Here is a 24,344-nt window from a genome sequence, read left to right on the forward strand (position 1 = left end):
GTCTCTCACCCCCGGCGCCGCCCACCCCCGCCCTTCCCCCCGTCCGGCCAGACCCGCGGCCCCCTCTTCGCGGCGACGTCCTCGATCCAGCCCACGAGCAGGATCGTCAGGCCGATCAGGGGCCAGACCAGGACGAACATCCAGAGGTTGTACGTAGAGTCCAGCGCGGACACCAGGTCGTCCGACATGAACGGGAGTTCGTACACCTGGTCGATCAGCGGGACCGTCGCCATGATCAGTAAGTTGTGCCACAGGTAGATCGTGACGGCCCTGTTGTTGGAGAGCGTGACCAACCTGTCCCACCTCGCCAGGCGCCCCGGCAGTTCCTGCCACGACGGGGAGTACTGGAGCAGGATCACCACGAACCCGAACGACCACGTCGCCTGGGCCAGCGGGATGTCGTTCAGGTCCCAGCCGTCGGGGCCCTTGTGGCCCGAGGCCCACCAGATGCCGAAGGCCATGAGCGGGGCCGCGCAGGACACGGCGAGATAGCGCGGGATCTTCCGCAGCAGGCCCTCGTGGTGGGCGAAGCCCAGCACCCAGCAGCCTCCGAAGACCGCGAAGTCACTCACCGCGTTGCCGGTCTCACCGGGGATCGTGACGAGGCCCGTACTGAGCACCGCCGTCAGCGCCAGGGGCGCGAGCAGTGTCGCCCACGGGACCCGGCGGAACGCCCACAGCAGCAGGGGCGAGGCGATCACGAACCACAGGTAGGCCCGCAGGTACCAGAGCGGGCCCGCCGCCTGGACCGCCCAGGTGTTCTCCAGGAGGCCCGACTTGGAGCCGAGGCTCCAGGGGTACGGCGGGGCGCCGAGCGGGACGATGTAGTTGAGGAGTTCGACCAGGCCCCAGGTGCCGCCGTGGTCGGGATCCTTCGTGGGATTCCAGCCACCGAGGAACATCAGCGTGAGCGCCACCGCGCTGAACGCCCACAGCGGGGGCAGCAGGCGCCGGATCCGGTCCCGGATCACCCCGAGCGCCGGGCGTTTCAGGGAGCGCGCCATCAAGGAGCCCGCGAGCGCGAACATCACGCCCATGGACGGGAACACCACGGTCAGCCAGGCCCAGCCGAACAGGTGGTACACCACGACCCGGACCAGGGCGATGGTGCGGAGCAGATCGAGATAGCGGTCGCGGCCCGGCTTCCGCGCCGGAGGGCCGGGCGACTCGGGCGCCGTCGGCTGTTCCCGCTGCTGCGGAACGCCGTACGAGGGTGTGGACGTCGGGTCGGCCGGGGTGGTGGCGGCCGTAGGTCGCTGGGTCATGCCACGGGCCTCCTGTCCCCGCCGCCGGCGTTCGTCCGGGCGGACGGTACGGTCTCCGGCGCCGAGCCGACGACGCCGGTGCGCCGGAGTTTCTGCCAGCGCAGGCGGCCGCCGGTGAGCGCGGTGATCCAGGACTGGAGCAGCACGACGTACATGAGCTGGCGGTAGAGGATCTGTTGCAGGGGCAGCGAGATCAGGTGAGTCATCTTTTCCCGGTCGAGGCGGAACGCGTAGGCCGCGCAGATCAGCTGGATGGCGAGGACGCCCAGCCAGGCGAGGATCGTCTTCTCGGTCGGGCCGAACACCAGCCCGTAGAGCAGGAAGACGTCGATCAGGGGGGCCAGGAGCGGCGCCACCACCATGAACAGGGACACGAAGGGCAGGCCCACGCGGCCGAAGCGGCCCGAGGGGCCCCGTTCGACGACGGAGCGGCGGTGCTTCCAGATCGCCTGCATGGTGCCGTACGACCAGCGGTAGCGCTGCGACCACAGCTGCTGGACGGACTCCGGGGCCTCGGTCCAGGCGCGCGCGTTCTCCGCGTACACGACCCGCCAACCGTCGCGGTGCAGGGCCATCGTGATGTCCGTGTCCTCGGCGAGCGTGTCGTCGCTCATCCCGCCGACCCCCTTCAGGGCGGAGCGGCGGAACGCGCCGACCGCGCCGGGGATGGTGGGCATGCAGCCAAGGACGTCGTACATCCGGCGGTCCAGGTTGAAGCCCATCACGTACTCGATGTGCTGCCAGGCGCCGATCAGGGAGTCCTTGTTGCCGACCTTGGCGTTGCCGGCGACGGCGCCCACGCGGGGGTCGCCGAAGGGCTGGACGAGCTCGCCGACGGTGCCGGGTTCGAAGACCGTGTCGCCGTCCATCATCACGATCAGGTGGTGACGGGCGTTCGCCACACCCCGGTTGAGGGCGGCGGGCTTGCCCGCGTTGACCTGGCGCACGACGCGTACGTTCGGCAGCCCCATGTCCTCGACGATGCGGGCCGTGCCGTCGCTGGACCCGTCGTCGATGACGATCACCTCGATGGGATGCTCGCTGCGCATCAGTGAACGCACGGTGGCCTCGATGCACTTGGCCTCGTTGTACGCCGGGACGAGCACCGACACCGGTTCGGTGACCGGCGGGCCCCAGCTGAAGTCGGGGCGGCGGGTGCGGCGGGCGTGGAAGACGGAGAGCAGCAGCATCAGGCCGAACCGGGCGAACACGAGGACGCCGATGATCGCGAGACAGACGACCAGTACGTCGGTGATCTCGTCGGAGGCCTGGACGAGGAACGTCCACGCCTGGCCCTTCGCCAGTTCGACGCCGGCGACCGGAGTGTGCGCGCTGGGCGCGTCCAGGGCCTCGGTGAGGTTCCGGAACGCGTACCCCTTCTTCTTCATCTCGGGCAGGAAACGGTCGAGCGCCTGGACGGTCTGGTGGCGGTCGCCCCCGGAGTCGTGCATGAGGACGATCGCGCCCTTGCCGCCCTTGGGGGTGGCCTGGCGGACGATCGCGTCGACGCCGGGCTTGCGCCAGTCCTCGCTGTCCGTGTTGTTGACGACGGTGATGTAGCCGCGCTTGCCGATGTACTGCGTGACCGGCCACGACTTGTTGTCCATGGCGTCGGCGAAGGAGGAGTACGGCGGCCGGAACAGTGAGGTGCGGATGCCCGCCGCACCGGCGAGCGCCAGCTGGTTCTGGGACAGCTCCCAGTCGATGCGTTTCTTCGACTGGAAGGAGAGGTCGGGGTGGTTGAAGGTGTGCAGCCCCACCTCGTGGCCCTCGTCGACCATGCGCTGTACGAGATGCGGGTAGCGCGAGGCCATGGTGCCGGTGACGAAGAAGACGGCGTGCGCGTGATGCTTTTTGAGGACGTCCAGGACCTTGGGGGTCCACTGGGGGTCCGGCCCGTCGTCGAACGTGAGGACGAGCCGATGGTCGGGCACGCGCAGGCTGGTGGTCCGGCCGCTTCTGGTGTCGATGACCGGGCCGCCCTCCAGGATCTTCTCCGGCACCCGGTCGGCGGAGGCCTCGGGCTGGATGCGGTGGTCGGCGAGGATTTCGCTGTGCACGTACCCGCGCAGCATCAGCATCGCCATCAGGGCGACCAGGATGAGCGAGGGAAGCAGCAGGCGCATGGGCAGCCGTCGGCGCCGGGCGGCGCCCCCGGCGCCGTTCGGGGCGCCGTGGCGGCGGGTGCGGGATGCCATCAGAGGTTGTTCTCCGGGGACGAGGAGATCAGAACGGGACGGTCGCAGAGTCGGACGGGACGGTGATCTGCTGGACGTTCTGTTGGGTGAGCTGCTGGGTGAGCTGCTGGGTGAGCTGCTGGGCGCTCCGCTGTGCGGAACGCGCGGACCGGGCTCGGCCGGGCTCGGCCGGATTCGGCTGGATTCGGCTGGATTCGGCTGGATTCGGCTGGGCTCGGCCGGGAGTCGTCGGGCGCGCTCTAAGCCGTCACGGTCGCCGGCGTCGGCGCGGAGGCCGGGTCGCCGGCGGCGAGGGTGGCACTCGGTTCGGCCGGGCTCTCGGCGATCGGGGTCGGGTCGGTCCGACCGCCGGCGACGGTGCCTCCGTCCGTGGTCGGGGACGTCGAGGGCGACGGTGACGGTGACGGGTCGGGCGAGGGAAGGCCGCTCTGCGACGGGCTCGGCTCCGGCGGCGGGCTGGACATCGTCGCGGACGGCTCGGGCTGCGGGCCGGGCGTGGTGGGCGTCCCCGGCTCGGGCTTGACGGCGCCGGCCGAGGGCACGGGTGCGACGGACGTACCCGGGCGCGCGACGCTGGGCGAGGCGCCCGGCTTGACGGCGGCGGCGCCCTTCGACGGAGTGACCCCCGCGCTCACCGATGCCCCGGGGGCCACCGGCGTGGCCCCTGCCGGGTCCGACGGTTTCACCGACTCGGCGGGCAGCGGGTCCGTCTCGACCTGCCCGGCCGGCTGCTCGTCCTGCTGGCCCGGTACGGGCAGCCAGGGTGCGTCCGAGTTGCCGGAGAGAAGGGTGGCGACGATGACGACGGCGTACACGGCGCAGGAGACGCCCACGACCATGCCGATCCGACGGTACCGACGGCTGCGGCGACCGGTCTCGTCGACGAAGACGGGTCCGTCACCGCCAGCGCCGGCGTCCTGAGCGTCCTTGGCCTGCCGGGCGAGCGGTTCGTCGAGCTGCCGTCCCGCTCCGTCCAGCTGGACGGTGACCTCGTGCGGGTCGTGGGTGTGACCGGCCTCGACCGGGTTCTCCCAACGACGCCGGTAGGGGGCGCCGAAAGAGATTCCGCTTTCTTCGCCTCGCGCGGGAGCGGCCACTGCTCTCTGCCGGGGCACAGGCCCGGGGGAACCGAATCCGCTTCCACCAACCCCGGAAACCGCTTGCGACTCGGCCACGGCCTCGACCCACCGCGTCCCGACATCCGACCGGCCCTCGGGCTGAGTGTCGGAACGGAACTCAGGTTGGGCGTCTTCACGCCACTTCTTCACACGCACGCACATCCCCCCATGGGAGCTTTTCGGGCGCATGTACGATTCCGGGATTTTCGTACTAGCTATGTTCGAATCGAACCCCCATCCGACCCGAGCGCCCCATTTATCACACTGCATCCGGGCGACGAATGTAGCGCAGATGGAGGTCCCGTGTTGGCCATGTGTTACTTGTGGGGCGAAATGACACCGAGATCGATGGCCGGAATCCAACCGTCCGCAGGCTCGCGCAACCACCCTCCCTCCGCTGTGAGCTGGGCAGCGGCCCGTCGCAGCGCATCGAGCCCGGGATGCGTCAGCCCCTTCCGCCACACCAACGAAACGGGTGACAACGGAACCGGATCGACCAACGGCCGCACCACCGTCCGGGGCATCGGGGGGAAATCCACCACCGCGAGGACCGGATTCCGCATCCTGGCCATGAGCCGCTGAAACTCCTCATCACCCACGGCGAGCGGCGCCGGTGACGCGATCCCGATGCCCCGCCCCTCGAACAGCCGCCGCGCGAGATCGGTCCACTCCGGGGTACGAGGGTTCCCAGCCCCCGCGTACACGGTCTCCCCCGCCAGCGCGGCCAACGGCACCTCGGGCAGCGCGGCCAGCCGGTGGTCCTCCGGCAGGACAATCGCCATCGGCTCGTAACGCACGGGCTGCTGGTCCAGCTGTGCCCGCAGCGCCGGGTCCAGGCCCGCGAACCGCCCGAACGACGCGTCGAGCCGCCCCGCGAGCAACTCCCCCGCCGCGAAGGTGAGCCCGCTCTCGAACCGGGCCATCAGCTCACACTCCGGGGCGAGTTCACGCGCCCGGTGCAGCACGCGGCGCCCGGTCGCCAGCCCCGGCGAGTTGAGGTCCACCAGCAGCGGCCTGGCCTCCCCGAACGCGGCCAGCAGCTCGTCGTGGGCCGCCAGCATCCGCCGGGCGTACGGCAGCAGCCGGTCACCGTCGGCCGACAGCGCCACCCGCCGGGTCGACCGTACGAAGAGATCGGCGCCCAACTCCCGTTCCAGGCGCAGGATGTCGCGGCTCAGCGCCTGCTGGGCCACATAGAGGCGGGCGGCGGCCCGGGTGAAGTGCAGTTCCTCGGCGACAGCGACGAAGGCGCGCAGGAGACGGGGGTCGAGGTGGTTCGGCGCGGACATCCGGCGAACTTACAACGAGAGTGCGTGAATGGGCCGGGATCAGGTGTTGGACCCCGTGATCGACTCCGGGCGACGGTGGACGCATGCCGCAGCCACTGACCCGACCGGGCTCCCGACCGGGCTCCCGCCCACTCCCCCGGCCTCTCCCCGCCGTCACCCAGGACGCCCTGGTCATCGCCGACTTCAGCCCTCGCACCTGGAGACGCGCTCCGGCCGATTCCCGGCCGCCCGGCCCCTACCGCCGCCTCTTCACCGTCCCCGGCACCCGCGCCTTCACCGCCGGGAACCTCATCGCTCGGCTCCCCATGGGCATGTTCAGTGTGAGCGCGGTCATCATGATCGCCGGGTCGCGCGGCTCGTACGCCCTCGCCGGCGCCGTCACCGCGACCGGGCTCGCCGCGACGGCCGTGGTCGCGCCCTGGACCGCACGGCTCGTCGACCGCCACGGCCAGGCCCGAATCGCCGTACCGGCCACCGCACTTGCCGCCCTCGGTTCCCTCGCCCTGCTGCTCTGCGCGCACTACGGCGCCCCCGACTGGACCCTGTTCGCCGCATACGCCGCCACCGCCACGACCCCCAACACCGGCGGTATGTCACGCGCCCGCTGGGCCCATCTCCTGAACGGCGACGAGAAGGCGCTGCACACCGCCAACTCCTTCGAACAGGCCGCCGACGAGCTCTGTTTCATGCTGGGCCCCGTCCTCGCGGCCTTTCTGTGCGGGGCGTTGTTCCCGGAGGCGGGCACGCTGGCCGGGGTCGTCCTGCTGATGACCGGCGTCCTCCTCTTCGCCGCCCAACGGTCGACCGAGCCGCCGGTCCGCCCCAGGGGCTGTCGCCACCTTCCCGCCTGCCTGGCACCTACTCGGACACCAGCCGCCGGCAGGGCGGCCACCCGGCCGGACGACGGGAATGCGACGACAGGCCCCGGTGCCGGGGCAGGCACGTGCCCGTCAAGGAGCGGCGTCCGGTGCGTGCGCCCGGCGTGCCGGCCGGAAGCCCGCGTACTGGACGTACCTGAGCTTTCGGCCGATGCGGCGAGAGAGCGGGCCGGTCGTCGCAACGAGGCGAACACTGCCTGCCCCGGCACCGGAGCCGAAGGGCTTCACACCCGGGCCACCTCTCCCCTGCGCGCCCCCGGGATGCGTCCGCTGCTCGCCGTGTGCCTGGCCACAGGCGCCGTCTTCGGGTCGATGGAGGTCGCCACGATCGCCTTCGCCGACGAGCAGGGGCACCGCGCCGCTGCCGGTGCCGTCCTCGCCCTCCAGGCGGCCGGATCGTGCGCGGCCGGTCTGCTGTACGGGACCCTGCGGCCGGCCGGACCCGCCGAGCGGCGCCACCTTTGGTGCCTGGCCGCGATGACGGCGTTGATGACGCTACCCCTGCTCGCCGCCGCCCTGACCGGCTCGCTCCTCGTCCTCGCGGGCGCGCTGCTGGTCGCCGGGACGGCCACCGCGCCCACGATGATCACGAACATGACCCTGGTCCAGCACCGGACCCCCGAGGGCCACCTGAACGAGGGCATGACCCTCGCGGTGACCGGCCTCCTCGGCGGCATAGCCGCAGGTTCGGCGGCCGGCGGCTGGGCGGCGGAACAGGCGTCGGCGACGGCGGCGTACGGCGTCCCGATCGCGGCGGCGGCAAGCGCGCTGACCCTGTCGCTCAACGCATCCCCCTCGCAGCGGCGGCAAGCGCGCCACCCCTCTCCCCCCCCGTCGCCCACCCCCCCCCGCCGAGCCAATTCGCGCGCACCCCATTGACTCGTTCACACACCACACATACCTTCGCCCGTCGAAGCGCTTCGACGATTCACGTCGAACCCGTTCGACGGCCGGGGCGCGGCGAGTGACCGAGATCCATCCGACTCCCCTGGAGGCACTGGATGTTGCCGGCAAGAAGGTACGGCAGGCGTAGGACGAGAACGGCCACGGCCCTGGTGGGGACCCTCGCCGGGGCCCTGCTGCTGGCCTCCTGCGGCGGTTCGGGCAGCGGATCGTCCGACGGGAAGACCCTGCGCCTGTGGCACTACGAAGGCCCCGACAGTGCGATGGGCATGGCCTGGAAGGCGGCCGTCAAGGAGTTCGAGGCGACGCATCCGGGCGTCACGGTGGAGTTCGAGGAGAAGGGCTTCGAACAGATCCAGAAGACCGCCCCGATGGTCCTCAACTCCTCCGACGCGCCCGACCTGATGGAGTACAACAAGGGCAACGCGACGGCCGGCCTGCTCTCCACGCAGGGCCTGCTCACCGACCTGACCGCCGAGGTCACCAAGCGCGGCTGGGACAAGAAGATCGGCGCCGGTGTCCGCACCACCAGCCAGTACGACACCAACGGCGTGATGAGCTCCGGGAGTTGGTACGGCGTGCCCAACTACGCCGAGTACACGATGGTGTTCTACAACAAGGACCTCTTCAAGCAGCACAAGATCGCCGTGCCCAAGTCGTTCGGTGAACTCACCGCCGCCATGGACAAGTTCGTCGCCGACGGCGTCACTCCGCTGGCCAGTGCGGGCGCCGAGTACCCGGCCCAGCAGTACCTGTACCAGCTCGCCCTGTCGAAGGCGGACCGCGCCTGGGTCGACACGTACGAGCTGTACAAGGGGAAGACCGACTTCCACGACGCCGCCTGGACCTACGGCGCCGAGACCTTCGCCGACTGGGTGAAGAAGGGGTACATCGACAAGAAGTCCAGCGGCCTCAAGGCGGAGGACGCGGGGGTCTCCTTCATCCAGGGCAAGAGCCCGATCCTGTTCTCGGGCAGCTGGTGGTACGGCCGCTTCAAGAGCGAGGCGAAGTTCGACTGGGGCACGTTCCTGTGGCCGGACGCCGGTCTCACGCTCGGCTCCGGCGGCAACCTGTGGGTCGTCCCCAAGGGCGCGAAGAACAAGGAACTCGCCTACGACTTCATCGACATCACCCTGTCGAAGAAGATCCAGGACCTGCTCGGCGACAAGGGCGGAGTCCCGGTGGCCGCCGACCCGGCCGCCATCACCGATCCGAAGGCCAAGTCGCTGATCGCCGACTTCAACACCGTCTCCGGCAAAGACGGGCTCGCCTTCTATCCCGACTGGCCGGTCCCGGGCTTCTACGACGTCCTCGTCTCCGAGGTCCAGAAGCTGATCACGGGCAGCGCGAAACCGGACGAGGTCCTCGACTCGTTGCAGGAGGCGTACGACAAGGGCGTACCGAAGACATGACGGTCACCGCCGAACGGGCCGGCGGACGGAGACACCCCCGGCCCGCCAAATCCGCTCACGGACAAGGGAGTTCACGTCACACCCGGGACTCGTACGCCCTCTTCCTCCTCCCCGGGGCGCTCGCCTTCCTCGCGGTGATCGTCGTGCCGTTCCTGATGAACACCGGGGTGAGCTTCACCGACTGGCGGGGCGTGGGCACTCCGGAGTGGTCTGGCCTCGCCAACTACCGCGAGCTGATGGACGATGCGGAGTTCTGGGCGTCGTTCCGGCACAGCCTGTTCATGGTGGTGGCGATGGCGGCCGTACCGACTGCGCTCGGACTCGTCCTGGCCGCCGCCCTGTTCGACTACGTCGGCAAGCACTTCGGGAGTCGCTGGGCGGCCGTGCTGCGCGCCTGCTTCTATCTCCCCCAGGTGCTGCCGATCGCGGTCGCGGGCATCGTCTGGAGCTGGATCCTCGCGCCCGACAACGGCTCGCTGAACGAGCTGCTGAAGGCCGTCGGGCTGGGCTCGTGGCAGCAGGACTGGCTCGGCGACCCGGACATCGCCCTCTACAGCGTGATGGGCGTGATGGTCTGGGTGCAGCTCGGCTTCCCGCTGGTCGTCTTCATGGCGGGTCTGCAACGCGTCGACCCGCAGCTCCACGAGGCCGCCGAACTGGACGGTGCCGGCTGGTGGCGCCGCTTCCGGCACATCACGCTGGCGCAGATCCGCCCCGAGATCTACGTCGTCCTCACCTGGTGCACGATCGCCGCGCTGAAGGTGTTCGGCGCGGTGTACGTCCTGACGAAGGGCGGGCCAGGGGGCGCGACCAACGTGCCGTCCTACTTCTCCTTCACCACGTTCTTCGAGAAGACCCAGGTCGGCTACGGCGCCGCCGTCTCCACCGTCCTGACGGTGATCGTCCTCGCCGTCTCGCTCATCGGCCTGAAGCTCCAGACCCGGGCCGAGGACGCCGAAGAGGGGGTACGGGCATGAGGACCGCCCTGCGCCGCTACCCGGTGCTCGTCGCTCTCGTCCTCGCGGCCCTGTTCATGGTCGTGCCGTTCGTGATCGTCGCCGTCAACGCGGTGAAATCGCCGGCCGAGTACTCCGCGAACGGCCCGCTGAGCCTGCCCGACGGCCTCTACCTGGACGGCGTCAAGGACTTCTGGGAACGGGTCGACTTCGGCCAGAAGCTCGTCAATTCGGTACTGATCAGCGGTTCGGTGGCCGTCTTGGCGGTCACCCTGTCCGTGCTGAACGCGTACGCGATCGGCATCGGCCGGATCAGGGGCCGCACCTGGGTCCTGGCCTTCTTCGTCCTCGCGAACATGCTGCCGCAGGAGGCGCTGGTCTACCCGGTGTACTACCTGAGCAAGGAAGTCGGCCTGTACGACACCCGGTTGAGCGTGATCATCGTCTTCACGGTGATCCAGGCGGCCTTCGGTACGTACCTCCTCGCCTCCGTCCTCGGCCAGTTCCCCCGGGAGATCCTCGAGGCCGCGCGCATCGACGGCGCGAACAAGTGGCAGGTTTTGTGGCGGATCGTCGTCCCGGTCAGCCGCCCGACACTCGGCGTGCTCCTCGTCTTCTTCTTCATCTGGACCTGGAACGAGTTCCTGCTCCCGCTGGTGATGCTGATCTCCAACGACAACCAGACGGTGTCGGTGGCCCTCGGCGTCCTCCAGGGCCAGCGGCTGATGGATGCCACCATGACCAACTCGGCGGCTCTGCTGGGCGTGTTGCCCGCTCTCGTCTTCTTCCTCGTCTTCCAGCGAACGCTCACTCGCGGCATAGCCGTGGGTGCCGTCAAGTAAGGACCCCCCACGTGAAGTTCACCGACGGCTACTGGCTGCTGCGCGAGGGCGTCACCGCCGCCCATCCCGTCGTGGCTCTCGATGTGACGGACACCGAGGGCACGTTGGACATCCACGCGCCGACCCATCCCATCCGCCGGCGCGGCGACCTGCTGAAGGGACCGGTCGTGACGATCAGCGCCCACGCCCCGATGCCCGACGTCATCGGTGTCACCTTCACCCACTTCCAGGGCGAGCAGCCGAAGGGCCCCCAATTCGAGCTGAGAAAGGAGGAGTTGACGGCCCACACGGAGTACGACGACGAGCACGCCACCCTGACCTCCGGCACCCTCTCCATGCGGATCAGCCGCACCGGCCCCTGGAACATCGACTTCCTCGCCCACGGCCGCGTCCTCACCAGCAGCGGCCCCAAGGGCATGGGCATCATGCGGGACGCGACGACCGGTGCCCACTACCTGCGCGAGCAGCTGGGACTGGGAGTGGGGACGAGCGTGTACGGCCTCGGCGAGCGCTTCGGCCCGCTGGTCAAGAACGGCCAGGTCGTCGACATCTGGAACGCCGACGGCGGCACTGCGACCGAACAGGCCTACAAGAACGTCCCGTTCTACCTCACCGACGCGGGCTACGGAGTCTTCGTCGACCACCCCGGCCGGGTGTCCTTCGAGGTCGGCTCGGAAGCGGTGTCCCGGGTGCAGTTCAGCGCGGAGACACAGGAGTTGACGTACTACGTCATCCACGGCCCGACCCCCAAGGACATCCTCCGCAAGTACACGGCTCTGACCGGCCGCCCGGCGCTGCCGCCGCCGTGGTCGTTCGGCCTGTGGCTGTCCACGTCCTTCACCACCTCCTACGACGAGGAGACGGTGACGTCGTTCATCGAGGGCATGCGGGAGCGCGAACTGCCGCTCTCCGTCTTCCACTTCGACTGTTTCTGGATGCGCGAGTTCAACTGGTGCGACTTCCAGTGGGACCCGCGGGTGTTCCCCGACCCCGAAGCCATGCTCCAGCGGCTGAAGGCCAGAGGCCTGCACATCAGCGTCTGGATCAACCCGTACATCGCCCAGCGGTCGCCGCTCTTCGCGGAGGGCAAGGCACTCGGCCACCTCCTGCGCCGACCGGACGGCAGCGTCTGGCAGTGGGACCTGTGGCAGCCGGGCATGGCGCTCGTCGACTTCACCAGCCCGGCCGCCCGCGACTGGTACGCGTCGAAACTCGAGGCGCTGCTCGCGCAGGGCGTCGACTGCTTCAAGACCGACTTCGGCGAACGCGTCCCGCTGGACGTGGAGTACGCCGACGGTTCGGACCCGGAGCGGATGCACAACTACTACACGCACCTCTACAACCAGACCGTCTTCGACGTGCTCCGCAAGCATCGCGGCGAAGGTGAGGCCGTCGTGTTCGCGCGGTCGGCGACGGCCGGCAGCCAGCAGTTCCCGGTGCACTGGGGCGGCGACTGCGAGGCGACGTACGAGTCGATGGCCGAGTCGCTGCGCGGCGGACTGTCCCTCGGGCTCTCCGGGTTCGGCTACTGGAGCCACGACATCGGCGGCTTCGAGGGCACCCCGAGCCCGGCCCTGTTCAAACGGTGGATCGCCTTCGGCCTCCTCTCCTCCCACAGCCGCCTGCACGGCAGTTCCAGCTACCGGGTGCCGTGGCTGTTCGACGAGGAGTCCGTGGACGTCCTGCGGCTGTTCACCCGGCTGAAGCTGCGCCTCATGCCGTATCTGTACGAGGCCGCCCGCACCGCCCACGCCGAGGGCGTCCCGATGATGCGCGCGATGGTCCTGGAGTTCCCGGACGACCCCGGATGCGCCCATCTGGAACGGCAGTTCATGCTCGGCCCGGACCTGCTCGTCGCCCCGGTGTTCAGCGACGAGGGCGAGGTCTCGTACTACGTCCCCGAGGGCGAGTGGACCCACTTCCTCACCGGCCGCACGGTAACCGGCCCCCGCTGGGTACGGGAGCGCCACGGCTTCGACAGCGTGCCGCTGCTGGTGCGCCCCGGGTCGGTGATCCCGGTGGGCGCGGTGGGCGACCGCCCCGACTACGCGCACGCCGACGGGGTCACCCTGCACGCGTACGGCCTGGAGCGCGGCGCCCAGGTGACGGTGCCCGTGGGTGACGTGACGTTCACGGTCGTCCGCGAGGGCGACACGCTGCGGACGTCGTGCAGCGATCCGTCGGCGCCGTGGGGCCTGGCGGCGGGCAGACGTGAGGTGCGGGCGAAGGCGGGCACCGGGTTCCTGACGGTGGACCTGGGAGCGGGGCCGGGGCCGATCGCGTCGGGCGGCGAGTGATGGTGAAGATCACCGACGTGGCCCGGCACGCCGGCGTCTCCCCGAGCACGGTCTCGTACGCCCTCAGCGGCAAGCGCCCGATCTCCGAGGAGACCCGGCAGCGCGTCGAACTCTCCATCCAGGAACTCGGCTACCGCCCCCACGCCGGCGCGCGGGCACTGGCGAGCAGCAGAACCAATGTCCTGGCACTCGTGATCCCGTTGCGGACCGGCATCCACGTCCCGGTCGCCATGCAGTTCGCGGTGTCGGTGGTGACGGCCGCGCGCCGTCACGACCACGACGTCCTCCTGCTCACCCAGGAGGAGGGCGAGGCGGGCCTGCGCCGGGTGGCGGACACGGCTGCCGTGGACGCGCTGATCGTGATGGACGTCCAACTCGGGGATCCCCGGCTGCCGTTGCTGCGCCTGTTGGGCCTGCCGTCGGTCCTGATCGGCTTCCCGTCGGAGTCGGCCGGCCTGACCTGTATCGACCTGGACTTCAAGGCGGCGGGCGAGTTGTGCGTGGAACGCCTGGCGGCCCTCGGGCACCGGGTGATCGCCCTGGTCGGCTCACCGCCCGAGGTGTACGTACGCCGGACCGCGTTCGCCCAGCGCGTGGTCCAGGGGTTCACGGTCGCGGCGGACCGGGGCGGCCTGTCGTCCTCGGTCCACCCCTGCGAGGCGTCGCCGGCGGCGGCGAGGGTGGTCGCGGAGCAACTCCTGTGCGAGCACCCGGCGTTGACGGGGGTCGTCGTCCACAACGAAGCGATCCTGCAACCCCTGATCGACGCCTTCGAACAACTCGGCCTGCGCGTCCCCGGCGACCTCTCCGTCACCGCGATCTGTCCGGACGACGTGGCCGAGAAGCTGTCCGTACCGGTCACCTCCGTCGCCGTACCGTCGACGGAGGTGGGGATACAGGCAGTGGACCTGCTGATGAGGAAGCTGAACAGCACGGGCCACGTCCCGGAGGCGACGCTGCTGCCGCCCCGCCTCACGGAACGGGCGAGCACGGTGGCACGGGCGGCGACCTGAACCCTCCTGCTCGACCGCCTACTCCACCGTCACCGACTTCGCCAGGTTCCGGGGCTGGTCCACCTCGTTGCCCCGGGCCGTCGCCAGCTCACAGGCGAAGACCTGCAACGGCACCGTCGCGACCAGCGGCTGCAGCAGGGTCGGTGTGGCCGGAACGCGGATCAGATGGTCCGCGTACGGCACCACCGCCTCGTCCCCCTCCTCCGCGATGACGATCGTCCGCGCACCCCGGGCCCGGATCTCCTGGATGTTGGACACGATCTTGTCGTGGAGGACGGACCGTCCACGCGCCGGAGGCACGACCACGACCACCGGCACGTCGTCCTCGATCAACGCGATGGGCCCGTGCTTCAACTCGCCGGCGGCGAAGCCCTCGGCGTGCATGTACGCGAGTTCCTTCAGCTTCAGCGCGCCCTCCAACGCCACCGGATACCCCACGTGCCGCCCCAGGAACAGCACGGTGTTCTTGTCGGCGAGCGACCGGGCCAGCGCACGCACGGGCTCCATGGTCTCCAGCACCCGTTCGACCGCACCGGAGATCGCCACCAGGTCACGCACCACGGCCCGGATCTCGTCGCCCCACTTCGTCCCGCGCACCTGCCCCAGATACAGGGCGACGAGATAGCAGGCCACCAGCTGCGTGAGGAACGCCTTGGTCGACGCGACGGCCACCTCGGGCCCCGCGTGCGTGTACAGCACCGCGTCCGACTCACGCGGGATCGTCGAGCCGTTGGTGTTGCAGATGGCCAGCACCTTCGCACCCTGCTCGCGGGCGTGCCGCAGCGCCATCAGGGTGTCCATGGTCTCGCCGGACTGGGAGATGGCGATGACGAGGGTCCGCGCGTCGAGAATCGGATCCCGGTACCGGAACTCGCTCGCCAGCTCCACCTCGCACGGAACGCGCGTCCAGTGCTCGATGGCGTACTTGGCGATCAGCCCGGCGTGGAAGGCCGTACCGCAGGCGACGACCACGACCTTCTCGACCTCCCGCAGCGCAGCCGCGGGAATCCGCACCTCGTCGAGCGTCAGCGACCCGGCCGCGTCGACCCGGCCCAGCAGGGTATCGGCGACAGCCTTGGGCTGCTCGGCGATCTCCTTGAGCATGAAGTAGTCATAGCCCCCCTTTTCCGCGGCCGACACATCCCAGTCGACGTGATACGCCCGCCCTTCCCCCGCGCTGCCGTCGAAGCCCGTCACCGTGACCCCGTCCCGGCGCAGCTCCACCACCTGGTCCTGCCCCAGCTCGATCGCCGACCGCGTGTGGGCGATGAACGCGGCGACGTCCGAGGCGAGAAAGGCCTCGCCCTCTCCAACGCCCACCACCAGCGGCGAGTTCCGCCGCGCCCCCACCACCACGTCCGGCTCGTCGGCGTGCACCGCGACCAGCGTGAACGCGCCCTCCAGCCGTCGGCACACGAGCCGCATGGCCTCGGCCAGGTCGGCGCAGGAGGAGAACTCCTCGGCGAGCAGATGGGCGACGACCTCGGTGTCGGTCTCGGAGGCGAGTTCGTGCCCCCGCTCAGCCAACTCCGCCCGCAGACAGGCGAAGTTCTCGATGATCCCGTTGTGGACGACGGCGACGCGCCCGGCGTTGTCGAGATGCGGATGGGCGTTGGCGTCGGTCGGCCCGCCGTGAGTGGCCCACCGGGTGTGCCCGATGCCCGTACCGCCGGCCGGCAACGGCCGTTCGGCAAGCTCCTTCTCCAGGTTGACGAGCTTCCCGGCCTTCTTGGCACCGGCCAGCCCGCCATCGGCCAGCACCGCCACCCCCGCCGAGTCGTACCCCCGGTACTCCAGCCGCTTCAGCCCGGCCATCACGACATCGAGAGCCGACTGCGACCCCACGTAACCCACGATTCCGCACATACCGCGCAGCCTACGATCGAACACGCGCCACGCCCCGGCACCGCGTGCCCGATATCGGAAATTCCCGCCGGTGGCCCGAAGCCCTGTCGTTCGACGGCGTGACGCACTCCACCCCCCACCCCGTCCACACTGCCGTAACAATGGACTGTGATCTCTCCGATCTCCTCGATGCCCCGGAGCGCCCACCGGCAGCGGCCGGAGGCGACTCCCTACGTCGACCTCACGCGTACCGAGTGGAGCGCGCTGCGCGACAAGACGCCGCTGCCCCTCACCGCCGAGGAGGTCGAGAAGCTGCGTGGTCTGGGCGATGTCATCGACCTCGACGAGGTGCGGGACATCTACCTCCCGCTCTCCCGCCTCCTCAACCTCTACATCGGCGCCACGGACGGCCTGAGAGGAGCCCTGAACACCTTCCTGGGCGAACAGGGCGCCCAGACCGGCACCCCGTTCGTCATAGGGGTCGCGGGCTCGGTGGCGGTGGGCAAGTCGACCGTCGCCCGACTGCTCCAGGCACTGCTCTCCCGCTGGCCCGAACACCCGCGCGTGGAACTGGTGACCACGGACGGCTTCCTGCTCCCCACCGAGGAACTGACGGCCCGCGGCCTGATGTCCCGTAAGGGTTTCCCCGAGTCGTACGACCGCCGGGCCCTGACCCGCTTCGTGGCGGACATCAAGGCGGGCAAGGACGAGGTCACGGCCCCCGTCTACTCCCACCTCATCTACGACATCGTCCCCGGCGAGAAGCTCACGGTCCGCCGCCCCGACATCCTCATCGTCGAGGGCCTGAACGTCCTCCAGCCCGCCCTCCCCGGCAGCGACGGCCGCACCCGCGTCGGCCTCGCCGACTACTTCGACTTCAGCGTGTACGTCGACGCCCGCCCCGAGGACATCGAGCGCTGGTACCTCAACCGCTTCCGACGGCTGCGCGAGACGGCGTTCCAGAAGCCGTCCTCGTACTTCCGCAAGTACACCCAGGTGTCGGAGGAAGAAGCCCTGGACTACGCCCGCACCACCTGGCGCACCATCAACAAGGTGAACCTCCTGGAGAACGTGGCCCCCACCCGGGGCCGCGCGACCCTGATCATCCGCAAGGGCCCGGACCACAAGGTGCAACGACTCAGCCTGCGCAAGCTGTAACCCCACCCCAACCGTCGCCGTACAGCACCCGGTTACCCTGCCCCCATGCTCCACCTACGCCTCATCGCCCCGGCCGACAGCACGACCGACGTGGTCCACCTGATCGAACGGACAGTCGGCACCACCCACCTCGTCGTCCTCCCCGGCGCCGCCCGCAACCCCGCCGGGGACGTCGTGATGTGTGACGTGGCCCGGGAAGCAGGCGACGAACTCATCGCCGGGCTACGGGAGTTGCGACTCGACGAGACCGGTTCGATCGCCGTGGAGAACATCGACCTGTCGCTCTCCGAACGGGCCGACAAGGCGGAGAAGGACGCGCCAGGCGAGGGTGCGGACGCGGTCCTGTGGGAGCACCTCGCGGACGCGACACACGAGGAGTCGACGCTGTCGATCACCTACGTCGCCTTCATCACGCTCGCCACGATGATCGCGGCCTGCGGCGTGGTCCTCGACAACGCGATCCTGATCGTGGGCGCGATGGCGGTGGGCCCCGAGTTCGGCCCCCTGGCCGGCCTCAGCACAGCCCTCGTCCAACGCCACCCGAGACTGGCGGCCCGCTCGCTCATCGCCCTGCTGGCGGGCTTCGCGGTGGCGATGCTGGTGACGGTCGGTTTCAGCGTCTTCATGGACGCCGTCGGCCTGTTCACCGAGGCGAAACTGGAAGCGAAGCGCCCCAACACGGGCTTCGTCTACGCCCCCGACTGGTTCTCGTTCGTCGTCGCGGCCCTCGCGGGCATCGCCGGCACGCTCTCCCTGACCTCGGCGAAGTCCGGCGCCCTGGTGGGTGTGGCCATCTCCGTGACCACCATCCCCGCCGCGGCCAACGCCGCCGTGGCCCTGAGCTACGGCGACATGGGCCAAACCTGGGGCTCCACGAAACAACTACTCCTGAACCTCCTGGGCATCACCCTGGCGGCAACCCTCACCTTGCTGGCCCAGAAATGGCTGTGGAGCACGCAGAGAAAACCCACCCGAACGTCTTGAGAAACGTCCACAAGGACGCGCCCCTTTTCTTAGGGGCGCGGGGCTCTGACATTTGCGGCTCCGCCGCGCGGGCGCGACAAGCCACAACGAACCAGCAGCCCGCAACGAACCAGATCCCCCACCCCGGACCCGGCACCGCCAACTACCCGAGCGCGGACTTCACGACATCCGCCAACCGCCCAGCCACAGACCGAGCCTGATCAATATCCGCCGCCTCAACCATCACCCGAACCAACGGCTCGGTCCCGGAAGGCCGCAACAACACCCGCCCGGTAACCCCGAGTTCCCGCTCCGCGTCCGCCACCGCGGCAGCCAGCTCCGCAGACGACCCCACCCGCGTGCGATCAACATCCGGCACATTCACCAGCACCTGCGGCAACCGTTCCATCACCGCCGCGAGCTCCCGCAACGTACGACCGGTCTGCGCGACCCGAGCCGCCAGCAGCAACCCCGTCAGCGTCCCGTCACCCGTCGTGGCGTGGTCCCAGATGATCACGTGCCCGGACTGCTCGCCGCCGAGCGCGTACCCGTGCTCCTTCATCTCCTCCAGGACGTACCGGTCCCCGACCGCCGTCTGGATGATGGACAGCCCCTCCCGCTCCATCGCCAGCTTGAAGCCCAGGTTGGACATCACGGTGGCGACGACGGTGTTCGCACGCAGCACCCCGCGCTCCCGCATCGCCAGCGCGAGTACGGCCATGATCTGGTCGCCGTCCACCTCCGCACCGGTGTGGTCGACGGCGAGGCAGCGGTCGGCGTCGCCGTCGTGCGCGATGCCGAGGTCGGCGCCGTGTTCGAGGACGGCGGCCTTGAGCTTGGCGAGGTGGGTGGATCCGTAGCCGTCGTTGATGTTGAGGCCGTCCGGCTCCGCGCCGATGGTGACGATCTCGGCGCCGGCCCGGGTGAACACCTCGGGCGAGACCAGGCTGGCGGCGCCGTGCGCCTCGTCCAGCACCACCTTCAGACCGTCCAGTCGGTTCGGCAGGACTCCGACAAGATGGGAGACGTACCGCTCGAAGCCGTCGTCGTACGACCGCACGCGGCCCACGCCCCCGCCGGTCGGACGGTCCCAGGGAGCGCCGGTGCGGTGCTCCTCGTAGACGGTCTCGATCCGTTCTTCCAGCTCGTCGTCGAGTTTGTGGCCGCCGCGGGCCAGGAACTTGACGCCGTTGTCGGGCATGGCGTTGTGGCTGGCGGAGAGCATCACGCCCAGGTCGGCGCCCAGTTCGGCGGTGAGGTAGGCGACCGCCGGGGTGGGCAGCACGCCGACCAGCAGGACGTCGACGCCCGCGCTGGCGAGGCCCGCGACGACCGCGGCCTCCAGGAACTCTCCGGACGCACGTGGGTCACGTCCGACCACGGCGACCGGCCGGTGGCCCTCGAACGAACCCGCCTCGGCGAGTACGTGGGCCGCCGCCACAGACAGGCCGAGAGCCATCTCGGCTGTCAGGTCCACGTTGGCGACACCGCGCACGCCGTCCGTGCCGAAGAGTCGTCCCACTGGTGTCCTCCGAAGGTGCTGGAAAATGTGCGGCTCATGCACTTTACGTACGGCTCACGCCTGTGGGGCGTGTCGGTCATAAGGAATGTTCCCGGTAAACGAACCGCCCCGGCGGCACGGAGAGTGCAGCCGGGGCGATACGTACGAGAACAGCCCAGCGAGATTTAGCGCTTGCTGTACTGCGGGGCCTTGCGGGCCTTCTTGAGACCGGCCTTCTTGCGCTCGACCGCACGGTCGTCGCGACGGAGGAAGCCGGCCTTCTTGAGGGCGCCGCGGTTGTTGTCCACGTCGGCCTCGTTCAGCGCACGGGCCACACCGAGGCGCAGGGCACCGGCCTGACCGGAGACACCGCCACCCGAGATGCGGGCGACGACGTCGTAGCGACCCTCGAGCTCGAGCACCTTGAAGGGCTCGTTGACTTCCTGCTGGTGCACCTTGTTGGGGAAGTAGTCCTCAAGGGTGCGACCGTTGATCTTCCACTTGCCGGTGCCCGGGACGATCCGGACGCGGGCGATGGCGTTCTTGCGACGGCCCAGGCCGGCGGCCGGCTGCGGGTCGCCGAAGCGGCCGTCAAGGGCCTCCGCGTACTCGCCCTCGGCAACGGGCGCCTCGGACTCGGTGGTGTAGCTCTCGACGTCCGCGTTCTCGAACTCGGCGTCAGCGTTCTCGTCGAGCGGCTGCTCGACAGTGGTCTCGGCCACGATTCTCCTCAGAATTCTCTACGTCTTAGGGGGTGGCCGGAACTACTGCGCGACCTGGGTGATCTCGAACGGCACCGGCTGCTGCGCAGCGTGGGGGTGCTGGTCGCCCGAGTAGACCTTCAGCTTCGACAGGCACTGACGGCCCAGGGTGTTCTTGGGGATCATGCCCTTGATGGCCTTCTCGACGGCCTTCTCGGGGTTCTTCGCCAGAAGCTCGTCGTAGCGGACGGAACGCAGACCACCCGGGTAACCGGAGTGGCGGTACGCCATCTTCTGGGTCTTCTTGTTGCCGGAGAGGTGCACCTTGTCGGCGTTGATGATGATGACGAAGTCACCAGCGTCAACGTGCGGCGCGTAAATCGGCTTGTGCTTGCCACGAAGGATGTTCGCGGCGGTGGTGGCCAGACGGCCCAGGACGACATCCTGGGCGTCGATGACGTACCACTGGCGAGTGATGTCGCCGGGCTTAGGGCTGAACGTACGCACTTCGTAGCCTTCGCTTCTTCAGTGGATGGGTCCTGACACATGGCATCACTGAAGCGATCGTGCAGCTGGGGACGACAATCGCCGGGAACAAGGCCCGTATGCCGCCCACTGGAAACTGCTCCAGGGAACCTACGTAAGGGCCTCTCGCGTGAGAACGACCAAGCCGATACGCATAACGAACGCCTAGGCTACCCGCGCAGCCCCGGACGGGTCAAAACGAGCACCCGCACAACGACCGCCGCAACGGACGGGACGGGCGGGCACGTGAGACCCGGCCCGGACCCCGACCGAACCCCGACCGAACCCCGACGGAACCAGACAGAACCCCGACCGTGTTGCCCCTGTGCCCCAGGAGAAGGGCCCGAGACGCATCCGCACACGGGTTGGACGGCGTCTAAGATGCGCCCATGAGCTTTGGGCAGGGGGGACCTCAGTGGGATCCCTGGAAACCGAATACCCCGCAACAACCGTGGGACGACCAGGCCGACCGGGCTCCGCAGCAGCCGTGGGGCGGGCAGGTCGGCGGCCAGGCCCCCGACTGGGCCGCGCTCGCCGAGGCGTCCGAGACCCGTAACAGACGCCGCAGACTCCTGCTGATCGTCGCGGCCGCGGCGGCCACCGTCGGCGTGGGCGCGGCCGTCGCCATGGGCGTGGTCAACGCGGACAGCAAGAACAACGAGGCCTCCAACAGGCCGACCTCCGGTCTGCCCGCCACCGCGGACATCCCCAGCGACTCCAGCTCGGCGGCGCCGTCGTTCGAGCCGACCAGCGCGCCGCCACCGCTGGACCCGAAGGACTTCATATCGAGTGCGAAGAAGGACACGGCGCCGCTGGCCCCGGACGACCTCTTCCCCGGTACGCAGCTGACGATGGGCGAGCGCCTCTACAAGAAGGGGCCGACCGCCGACACGACGAACTGCGCGTCGGCCGCGAAGAACACCCTGACGAAGATCCTCGAGGACAACAGGTGCACGCGCTTCCTGCGCGTCACCTACAGCAAGGACGGCACCGCGGTGACGGTCGGCGTGGCCGTCTTCGACACCGAGGCCCAGGCCACGAAGGTCAAGGCCACGGTCGACAAAAAGAGCATCATCGAGTCCCTGTCCGGCGGCGGTGTCCCGACCTTCTGCCGGGCGGCGATCTGCCGCTCGACGACCAACTCCTACGGCCGCTACGCCTACTTCACGATCGCCGGCTTCACCAACGGCAAGGACGTGACGGAGAAGAGCACGCAGGTCTTCACCACGGGCGACGACCTGGCTGAGTTCGCCTTCCGCCAGATCAGACGACGCGGCGAGACACAGGCCTCGGCAGCCAGCCAGTAGCACGCACGCACAGTACGCACCCCGGAAATGGCCGACGACCACGGATCGTCGGCCATTTCCGCGTGCGGCCCTCAGTGCACCTGGCCCCGCACCCGCCGCGCCAGCAACTGCCGCTCGGCCAGCAACTCGTCCGCCGGATAAGCGACCTCCTCCAAGGTCAGCCCGTACGGCCGTACGACATGCACGGCACTGTCCCGCACCCGCGCGTCCAGTACCCGCCGCGGCCACTCCACCCCCCGGTGCCCGTCGCCCACGAACAGCAGCGCGCCGACCATGGACCGCACCTGGTTGTAGCAGAAGGCGTCGGCGCGGACCTCGATCTCGACGATGCCGTCCAGCCGCCGGCGCACCCCGAAGTCGAGGACCTCGCGGACCGTCGACGCGCCCTCGCGCTTCTTCGCGTACGCGGCGAAGTCATGTTCCCCGACAAGGGACTTGGCGGCGGCGTCCATCACGTCGACGTCCAACTCCCAGTCGTGCCAGAGCACATGGTTGCGCAGCAGCGGATCCACCCCACCGGCCCGATCACCGACCCGGTACACATAGCGCCGCCACAGTGCGGCGAACCGCGCGTTGAACCCGGCAGGCGCCTCGGCGACACCCCACACCCGGACGTCCTTGCCGAGCCGCCCGGCAAGCCGCTTGAGCAGCTTCTCCCGATGCTCGCCCCACAACTCCACCGGCAGATCGACATGGGCGACCTGCCCCCGGGCGTGCACTCCCGCATCGGTACGGCCGGCCACGGTCAGCTCGTACGTGGTCTCCCCGGACCGCGTCACGGTCCGCAGGGCGTCCTCGATCTCCCCCTGCACGGTCCGCCGTCCCCCGGCCTGCTTGGCCCACCCGGAAAACGCGGTGCCGTCGTAGGAAAGGTCCAGCCGCACCCGTACGAACCCGGGCTCTACGTCATCGCTCACCAACAGTTCCTCTCCTCACCCGGGCTGCCAACGCGAAAGCGGGCCCACCCGAGAGGGCGGACCCGCAACGCGAGGCTAAAAGCCTCAGGCGTCCTTGGACTCCTCGGCCGGAGCCGCGTCCTCGACAACCTCGTCGGACTTGGCCTCAACGGCCTCGTCCTTCTTGAGGGTGTCTTCCTTGACGGCACGCTTGGTCGCCGCCTCGGCCTCACCGGTGGCCTGCTGGGCCACGGTCAGGGCTTCCACCAGCTCGATGACAGCCATGGGCGCGTTGTCGCCACGACGGTTACCGATCTTGGTGATACGGGTGTAACCACCCGGGCGGTTCTCGTAGCGCGGGCCGATCTCGGTGAAGAGCGTGTGGACGACGCTCTTGTCCGTGATGACCTGGAGCACCTGACGGCGGTTGTGAAGGTCGCCCTTCTTCGCCTTGGTGACCAGACGCTCGGCGTACGGACGCAGCCGGCGCGCCTTCGCCTCGGTGGTCGTGATCTTGCCGTGCTCGAAAAGCGACTTCGCGAGGTTCGCGAGAAGCAGCTTCTCGTGCGCGGCACTGCCGCCCAGACGGGCACCCTTGGCGGGCTTCGGCATGATCTTTCTCCTTGTTGTCTGCCCCGGCCGTATCAGGTACCAGAGTCAGTGTCCGAGCGGGCGGTCACCCGTCGGAGATCCGGGAGCGACCCCGAAGGGGCGATCCCGGAAAGGGCGCGGGGAACTGCGCGATCAAGCACAGCGCACCCGCACCCAAAAACAATATGTGAGGCCCGAGCCTTGGTACTGCTCCAGTACTGGTCTAGTACTGCTCGGTCTCCACAAAGCCGGCGTCAACGTCATCGTCGGCACCGTACGCATCCACCGCGGCGGTCGGATCGAACCCGGGAGGCGAGTCCTTGAGCGCGAGACCCATCCCGGCGAGCTTGGCCTTGACCTCGTCGATCGACTTCGCTCCGAAGTTACGAATGTCGAGCAGGTCGGCCTCGGAACGAGCCACGAGCTCACCCACGGAGTGGATGCCCTCACGCTTCAGGCAGTTGTACGACCGGACCGTGAGCTCGAGCTCCTCGATCGGCAGCGCGAGATCAGCGGCCAGCGCGGCGTCGGTCGGGGACGGGCCCATGTCGATGCCCTCGGCGTCGACGTTGAGCTCACGGGCGAGCCCGAACAGCTCGACGAGCGTCTTACCGGCGGACGCCATGGCGTCACGGGGACGCATGGCCTGCTTGGTCTCGACGTCGACGATCAGCTTGTCGAAGTCG

Annotated in this window: 20 protein-coding genes; 9 read left to right on the forward strand and 11 right to left on the reverse strand. The window is 69.3% G+C overall.

Annotated elements, in window-relative coordinates:
• Positions 1-5: 5 nt before the first annotated feature.
• From ADL01_RS10325 to ADL01_RS10340, 4 genes are all read right to left on the reverse strand, one after another.
• Entirely contained in the window at positions 6-1,265 is a 1,260-nt protein-coding gene (locus tag ADL01_RS10325; protein WP_053741625.1) for an acyltransferase family protein, read from the reverse strand.
• Complete coding sequence (locus ADL01_RS10330; protein ID WP_053741626.1) at positions 1,262-3,463, reverse strand: polysaccharide deacetylase family protein; 2,202 nt, start codon at positions 3,461-3,463, stop codon at positions 1,262-1,264. Before ADL01_RS10330 ends, ADL01_RS10325 begins: the two co-directional genes overlap by 4 nt.
• A 239-nt stretch (positions 3,464-3,702) precedes the next feature.
• Positions 3,703-4,560, reverse strand: a complete 858-nt coding sequence (locus tag ADL01_RS10335) for a hypothetical protein (protein WP_053741627.1) — start codon at positions 4,558-4,560, stop codon at positions 3,703-3,705.
• A gap of 338 nt (positions 4,561-4,898) precedes the next feature.
• Positions 4,899-5,870, reverse strand: a complete 972-nt coding sequence (locus ADL01_RS10340) for a LysR family transcriptional regulator (protein ID WP_053741628.1) — start codon at positions 5,868-5,870, stop codon at positions 4,899-4,901.
• A gap of 83 nt (positions 5,871-5,953) precedes the next feature.
• Here ADL01_RS10340 and ADL01_RS45970 point away from each other — a divergent pair, with 83 nt between their 5' ends.
• From ADL01_RS45970 to ADL01_RS10370, 6 genes are all read left to right on the forward strand, one after another.
• Positions 5,954-7,627: an MFS transporter gene (locus ADL01_RS45970; RefSeq protein ID WP_053741629.1), complete on the forward strand. Its 1,674-nt coding sequence runs from the start codon at positions 5,954-5,956 to the stop codon at positions 7,625-7,627.
• Positions 7,628-7,749: 122 nt separating this feature from the next.
• A complete protein-coding gene (locus ADL01_RS10350) occupies positions 7,750-9,063 on the forward strand; it encodes an ABC transporter substrate-binding protein (protein ID WP_053741630.1) in 1,314 nt (437 codons plus the stop codon).
• Positions 9,060-10,040, forward strand: a complete 981-nt coding sequence (locus tag ADL01_RS10355; protein WP_053741631.1) for a carbohydrate ABC transporter permease — start codon at positions 9,060-9,062, stop codon at positions 10,038-10,040. The genes ADL01_RS10350 and ADL01_RS10355 overlap by 4 nt, the downstream gene beginning before the upstream one ends.
• Positions 10,037-10,861 carry a carbohydrate ABC transporter permease gene (locus tag ADL01_RS10360; RefSeq protein ID WP_053741632.1) on the forward strand — a complete coding sequence of 275 codons (825 nt, stop codon included), beginning with the start codon at positions 10,037-10,039 and terminating at the stop codon, positions 10,859-10,861. Before ADL01_RS10355 ends, ADL01_RS10360 begins: the two co-directional genes overlap by 4 nt.
• Before the next feature lie 11 nt (positions 10,862-10,872).
• Positions 10,873-13,158 carry an alpha-xylosidase gene (gene yicI, locus ADL01_RS10365; RefSeq protein WP_053741633.1) on the forward strand — a complete coding sequence of 762 codons (2,286 nt, stop codon included), beginning with the start codon at positions 10,873-10,875 and terminating at the stop codon, positions 13,156-13,158.
• Positions 13,158-14,171, forward strand: a complete 1,014-nt coding sequence (locus ADL01_RS10370) for a LacI family DNA-binding transcriptional regulator (protein ID WP_199834792.1) — start codon at positions 13,158-13,160, stop codon at positions 14,169-14,171. The genes yicI and ADL01_RS10370 overlap by 1 nt, the downstream gene beginning before the upstream one ends.
• Before the next feature lie 18 nt (positions 14,172-14,189).
• On the opposite strand, the gene glmS is transcribed toward ADL01_RS10370, so the two are convergent.
• Complete coding sequence (glmS, locus tag ADL01_RS10375; RefSeq protein WP_053741635.1) at positions 14,190-16,037, reverse strand: glutamine--fructose-6-phosphate transaminase (isomerizing); 1,848 nt, start codon at positions 16,035-16,037, stop codon at positions 14,190-14,192.
• 168 nt (positions 16,038-16,205) lie between these two features.
• Between glmS and coaA the strand changes: the two genes are divergently transcribed.
• Together coaA and ADL01_RS10385 are read left to right on the forward strand one after the other, a co-directional pair.
• Complete coding sequence (gene coaA, locus ADL01_RS10380; RefSeq protein WP_420719699.1) at positions 16,206-17,174, forward strand: type I pantothenate kinase; 969 nt, start codon at positions 16,206-16,208, stop codon at positions 17,172-17,174.
• Between the two features lie 45 nt (positions 17,175-17,219).
• Positions 17,220-18,158, forward strand: coding sequence for a DUF389 domain-containing protein (locus ADL01_RS10385; RefSeq protein WP_053741637.1), 939 nt, complete (start codon positions 17,220-17,222; stop codon positions 18,156-18,158).
• Positions 18,159-18,300: 142 nt separating this feature from the next.
• Here ADL01_RS10385 and glmM read toward each other — a convergent pair whose 3' ends face one another.
• The 3 genes from glmM to rplM all read right to left on the reverse strand — a co-directional run bounded on the left by glmM (position 18,301) and on the right by rplM (position 20,846).
• Positions 18,301-19,659, reverse strand: a complete 1,359-nt coding sequence (gene glmM, locus ADL01_RS10390; RefSeq protein WP_053741638.1) for a phosphoglucosamine mutase — start codon at positions 19,657-19,659, stop codon at positions 18,301-18,303.
• Positions 19,660-19,823: 164 nt separating this feature from the next.
• Positions 19,824-20,360: a 30S ribosomal protein S9 gene (gene rpsI, locus ADL01_RS10395; RefSeq protein WP_053741639.1), complete on the reverse strand. Its 537-nt coding sequence runs from the start codon at positions 20,358-20,360 to the stop codon at positions 19,824-19,826.
• Between the two features lie 42 nt (positions 20,361-20,402).
• A complete protein-coding gene (gene rplM, locus ADL01_RS10400; RefSeq protein WP_006376008.1) occupies positions 20,403-20,846 on the reverse strand; it encodes a 50S ribosomal protein L13 in 444 nt (147 codons plus the stop codon).
• A gap of 407 nt (positions 20,847-21,253) precedes the next feature.
• On the opposite strand from rplM, the gene ADL01_RS10405 reads away from it, so the two are divergent.
• Positions 21,254-22,171 carry a hypothetical protein gene (locus ADL01_RS10405; RefSeq protein ID WP_053741640.1) on the forward strand — a complete coding sequence of 306 codons (918 nt, stop codon included), beginning with the start codon at positions 21,254-21,256 and terminating at the stop codon, positions 22,169-22,171.
• Positions 22,172-22,242: 71 nt separating this feature from the next.
• On the opposite strand, the gene truA is transcribed toward ADL01_RS10405, so the two are convergent.
• From truA to ADL01_RS10420, 3 genes are all read right to left on the reverse strand, one after another.
• Complete coding sequence (truA, locus tag ADL01_RS10410) at positions 22,243-23,088, reverse strand: tRNA pseudouridine(38-40) synthase TruA (protein ID WP_053741641.1); 846 nt, start codon at positions 23,086-23,088, stop codon at positions 22,243-22,245.
• A gap of 84 nt (positions 23,089-23,172) precedes the next feature.
• Complete coding sequence (gene rplQ, locus ADL01_RS10415; protein ID WP_053741642.1) at positions 23,173-23,679, reverse strand: 50S ribosomal protein L17; 507 nt, start codon at positions 23,677-23,679, stop codon at positions 23,173-23,175.
• A gap of 202 nt (positions 23,680-23,881) precedes the next feature.
• Positions 23,882-24,344 (reverse strand): DNA-directed RNA polymerase subunit alpha C-terminal domain-containing protein (locus ADL01_RS10420; RefSeq protein WP_324614591.1); only part of this gene is annotated, 463 nt, incomplete at its 5' end.

The sequence above is a fragment of the Streptomyces sp. NRRL WC-3618 genome, from assembly GCF_001280005.1.
Classification (GTDB): Bacteria; Actinomycetota; Actinomycetes; order Streptomycetales; family Streptomycetaceae; genus Streptomyces.

What these genes read in the sequence shown, in the direction of transcription:
- ADL01_RS10325 (WP_053741625.1), bottom strand. Translation starts at nt 1,265, where the DNA reads ATGACCCAGCGACCTACGGCCGCCACCACCCCGGCCGACCCGACGTCC.
- ADL01_RS10330 (WP_053741626.1), bottom strand. Translation starts at nt 3,463, where the DNA reads ATGGCATCCCGCACCCGCCGCCACGGCGCCCCGAACGGCGCCGGGGGC.
- ADL01_RS10340 (WP_053741628.1), bottom strand. Translation starts at nt 5,870, where the DNA reads ATGTCCGCGCCGAACCACCTCGACCCCCGTCTCCTGCGCGCCTTCGTC.
- ADL01_RS45970 (WP_053741629.1), top strand. Translation starts at nt 5,954, where the DNA reads ATGCCGCAGCCACTGACCCGACCGGGCTCCCGACCGGGCTCCCGCCCA.
- ADL01_RS10350 (WP_053741630.1), top strand. Translation starts at nt 7,750, where the DNA reads ATGTTGCCGGCAAGAAGGTACGGCAGGCGTAGGACGAGAACGGCCACG.
- ADL01_RS10355 (WP_053741631.1), top strand. Translation starts at nt 9,060, where the DNA reads ATGACGGTCACCGCCGAACGGGCCGGCGGACGGAGACACCCCCGGCCC.
- ADL01_RS10360 (WP_053741632.1), top strand. Translation starts at nt 10,037, where the DNA reads ATGAGGACCGCCCTGCGCCGCTACCCGGTGCTCGTCGCTCTCGTCCTC.
- ADL01_RS10370 (WP_199834792.1), top strand. Translation starts at nt 13,158, where the DNA reads ATGGTGAAGATCACCGACGTGGCCCGGCACGCCGGCGTCTCCCCGAGC.
- glmS (WP_053741635.1), bottom strand. Translation starts at nt 16,037, where the DNA reads ATGTGCGGAATCGTGGGTTACGTGGGGTCGCAGTCGGCTCTCGATGTC.
- coaA (WP_420719699.1), top strand. Translation starts at nt 16,206, where the DNA reads ATGCCCCGGAGCGCCCACCGGCAGCGGCCGGAGGCGACTCCCTACGTC.
- ADL01_RS10385 (WP_053741637.1), top strand. Translation starts at nt 17,220, where the DNA reads ATGCTCCACCTACGCCTCATCGCCCCGGCCGACAGCACGACCGACGTG.
- ADL01_RS10405 (WP_053741640.1), top strand. Translation starts at nt 21,254, where the DNA reads ATGAGCTTTGGGCAGGGGGGACCTCAGTGGGATCCCTGGAAACCGAAT.
- rplQ (WP_053741642.1), bottom strand. Translation starts at nt 23,679, where the DNA reads ATGCCGAAGCCCGCCAAGGGTGCCCGTCTGGGCGGCAGTGCCGCGCAC.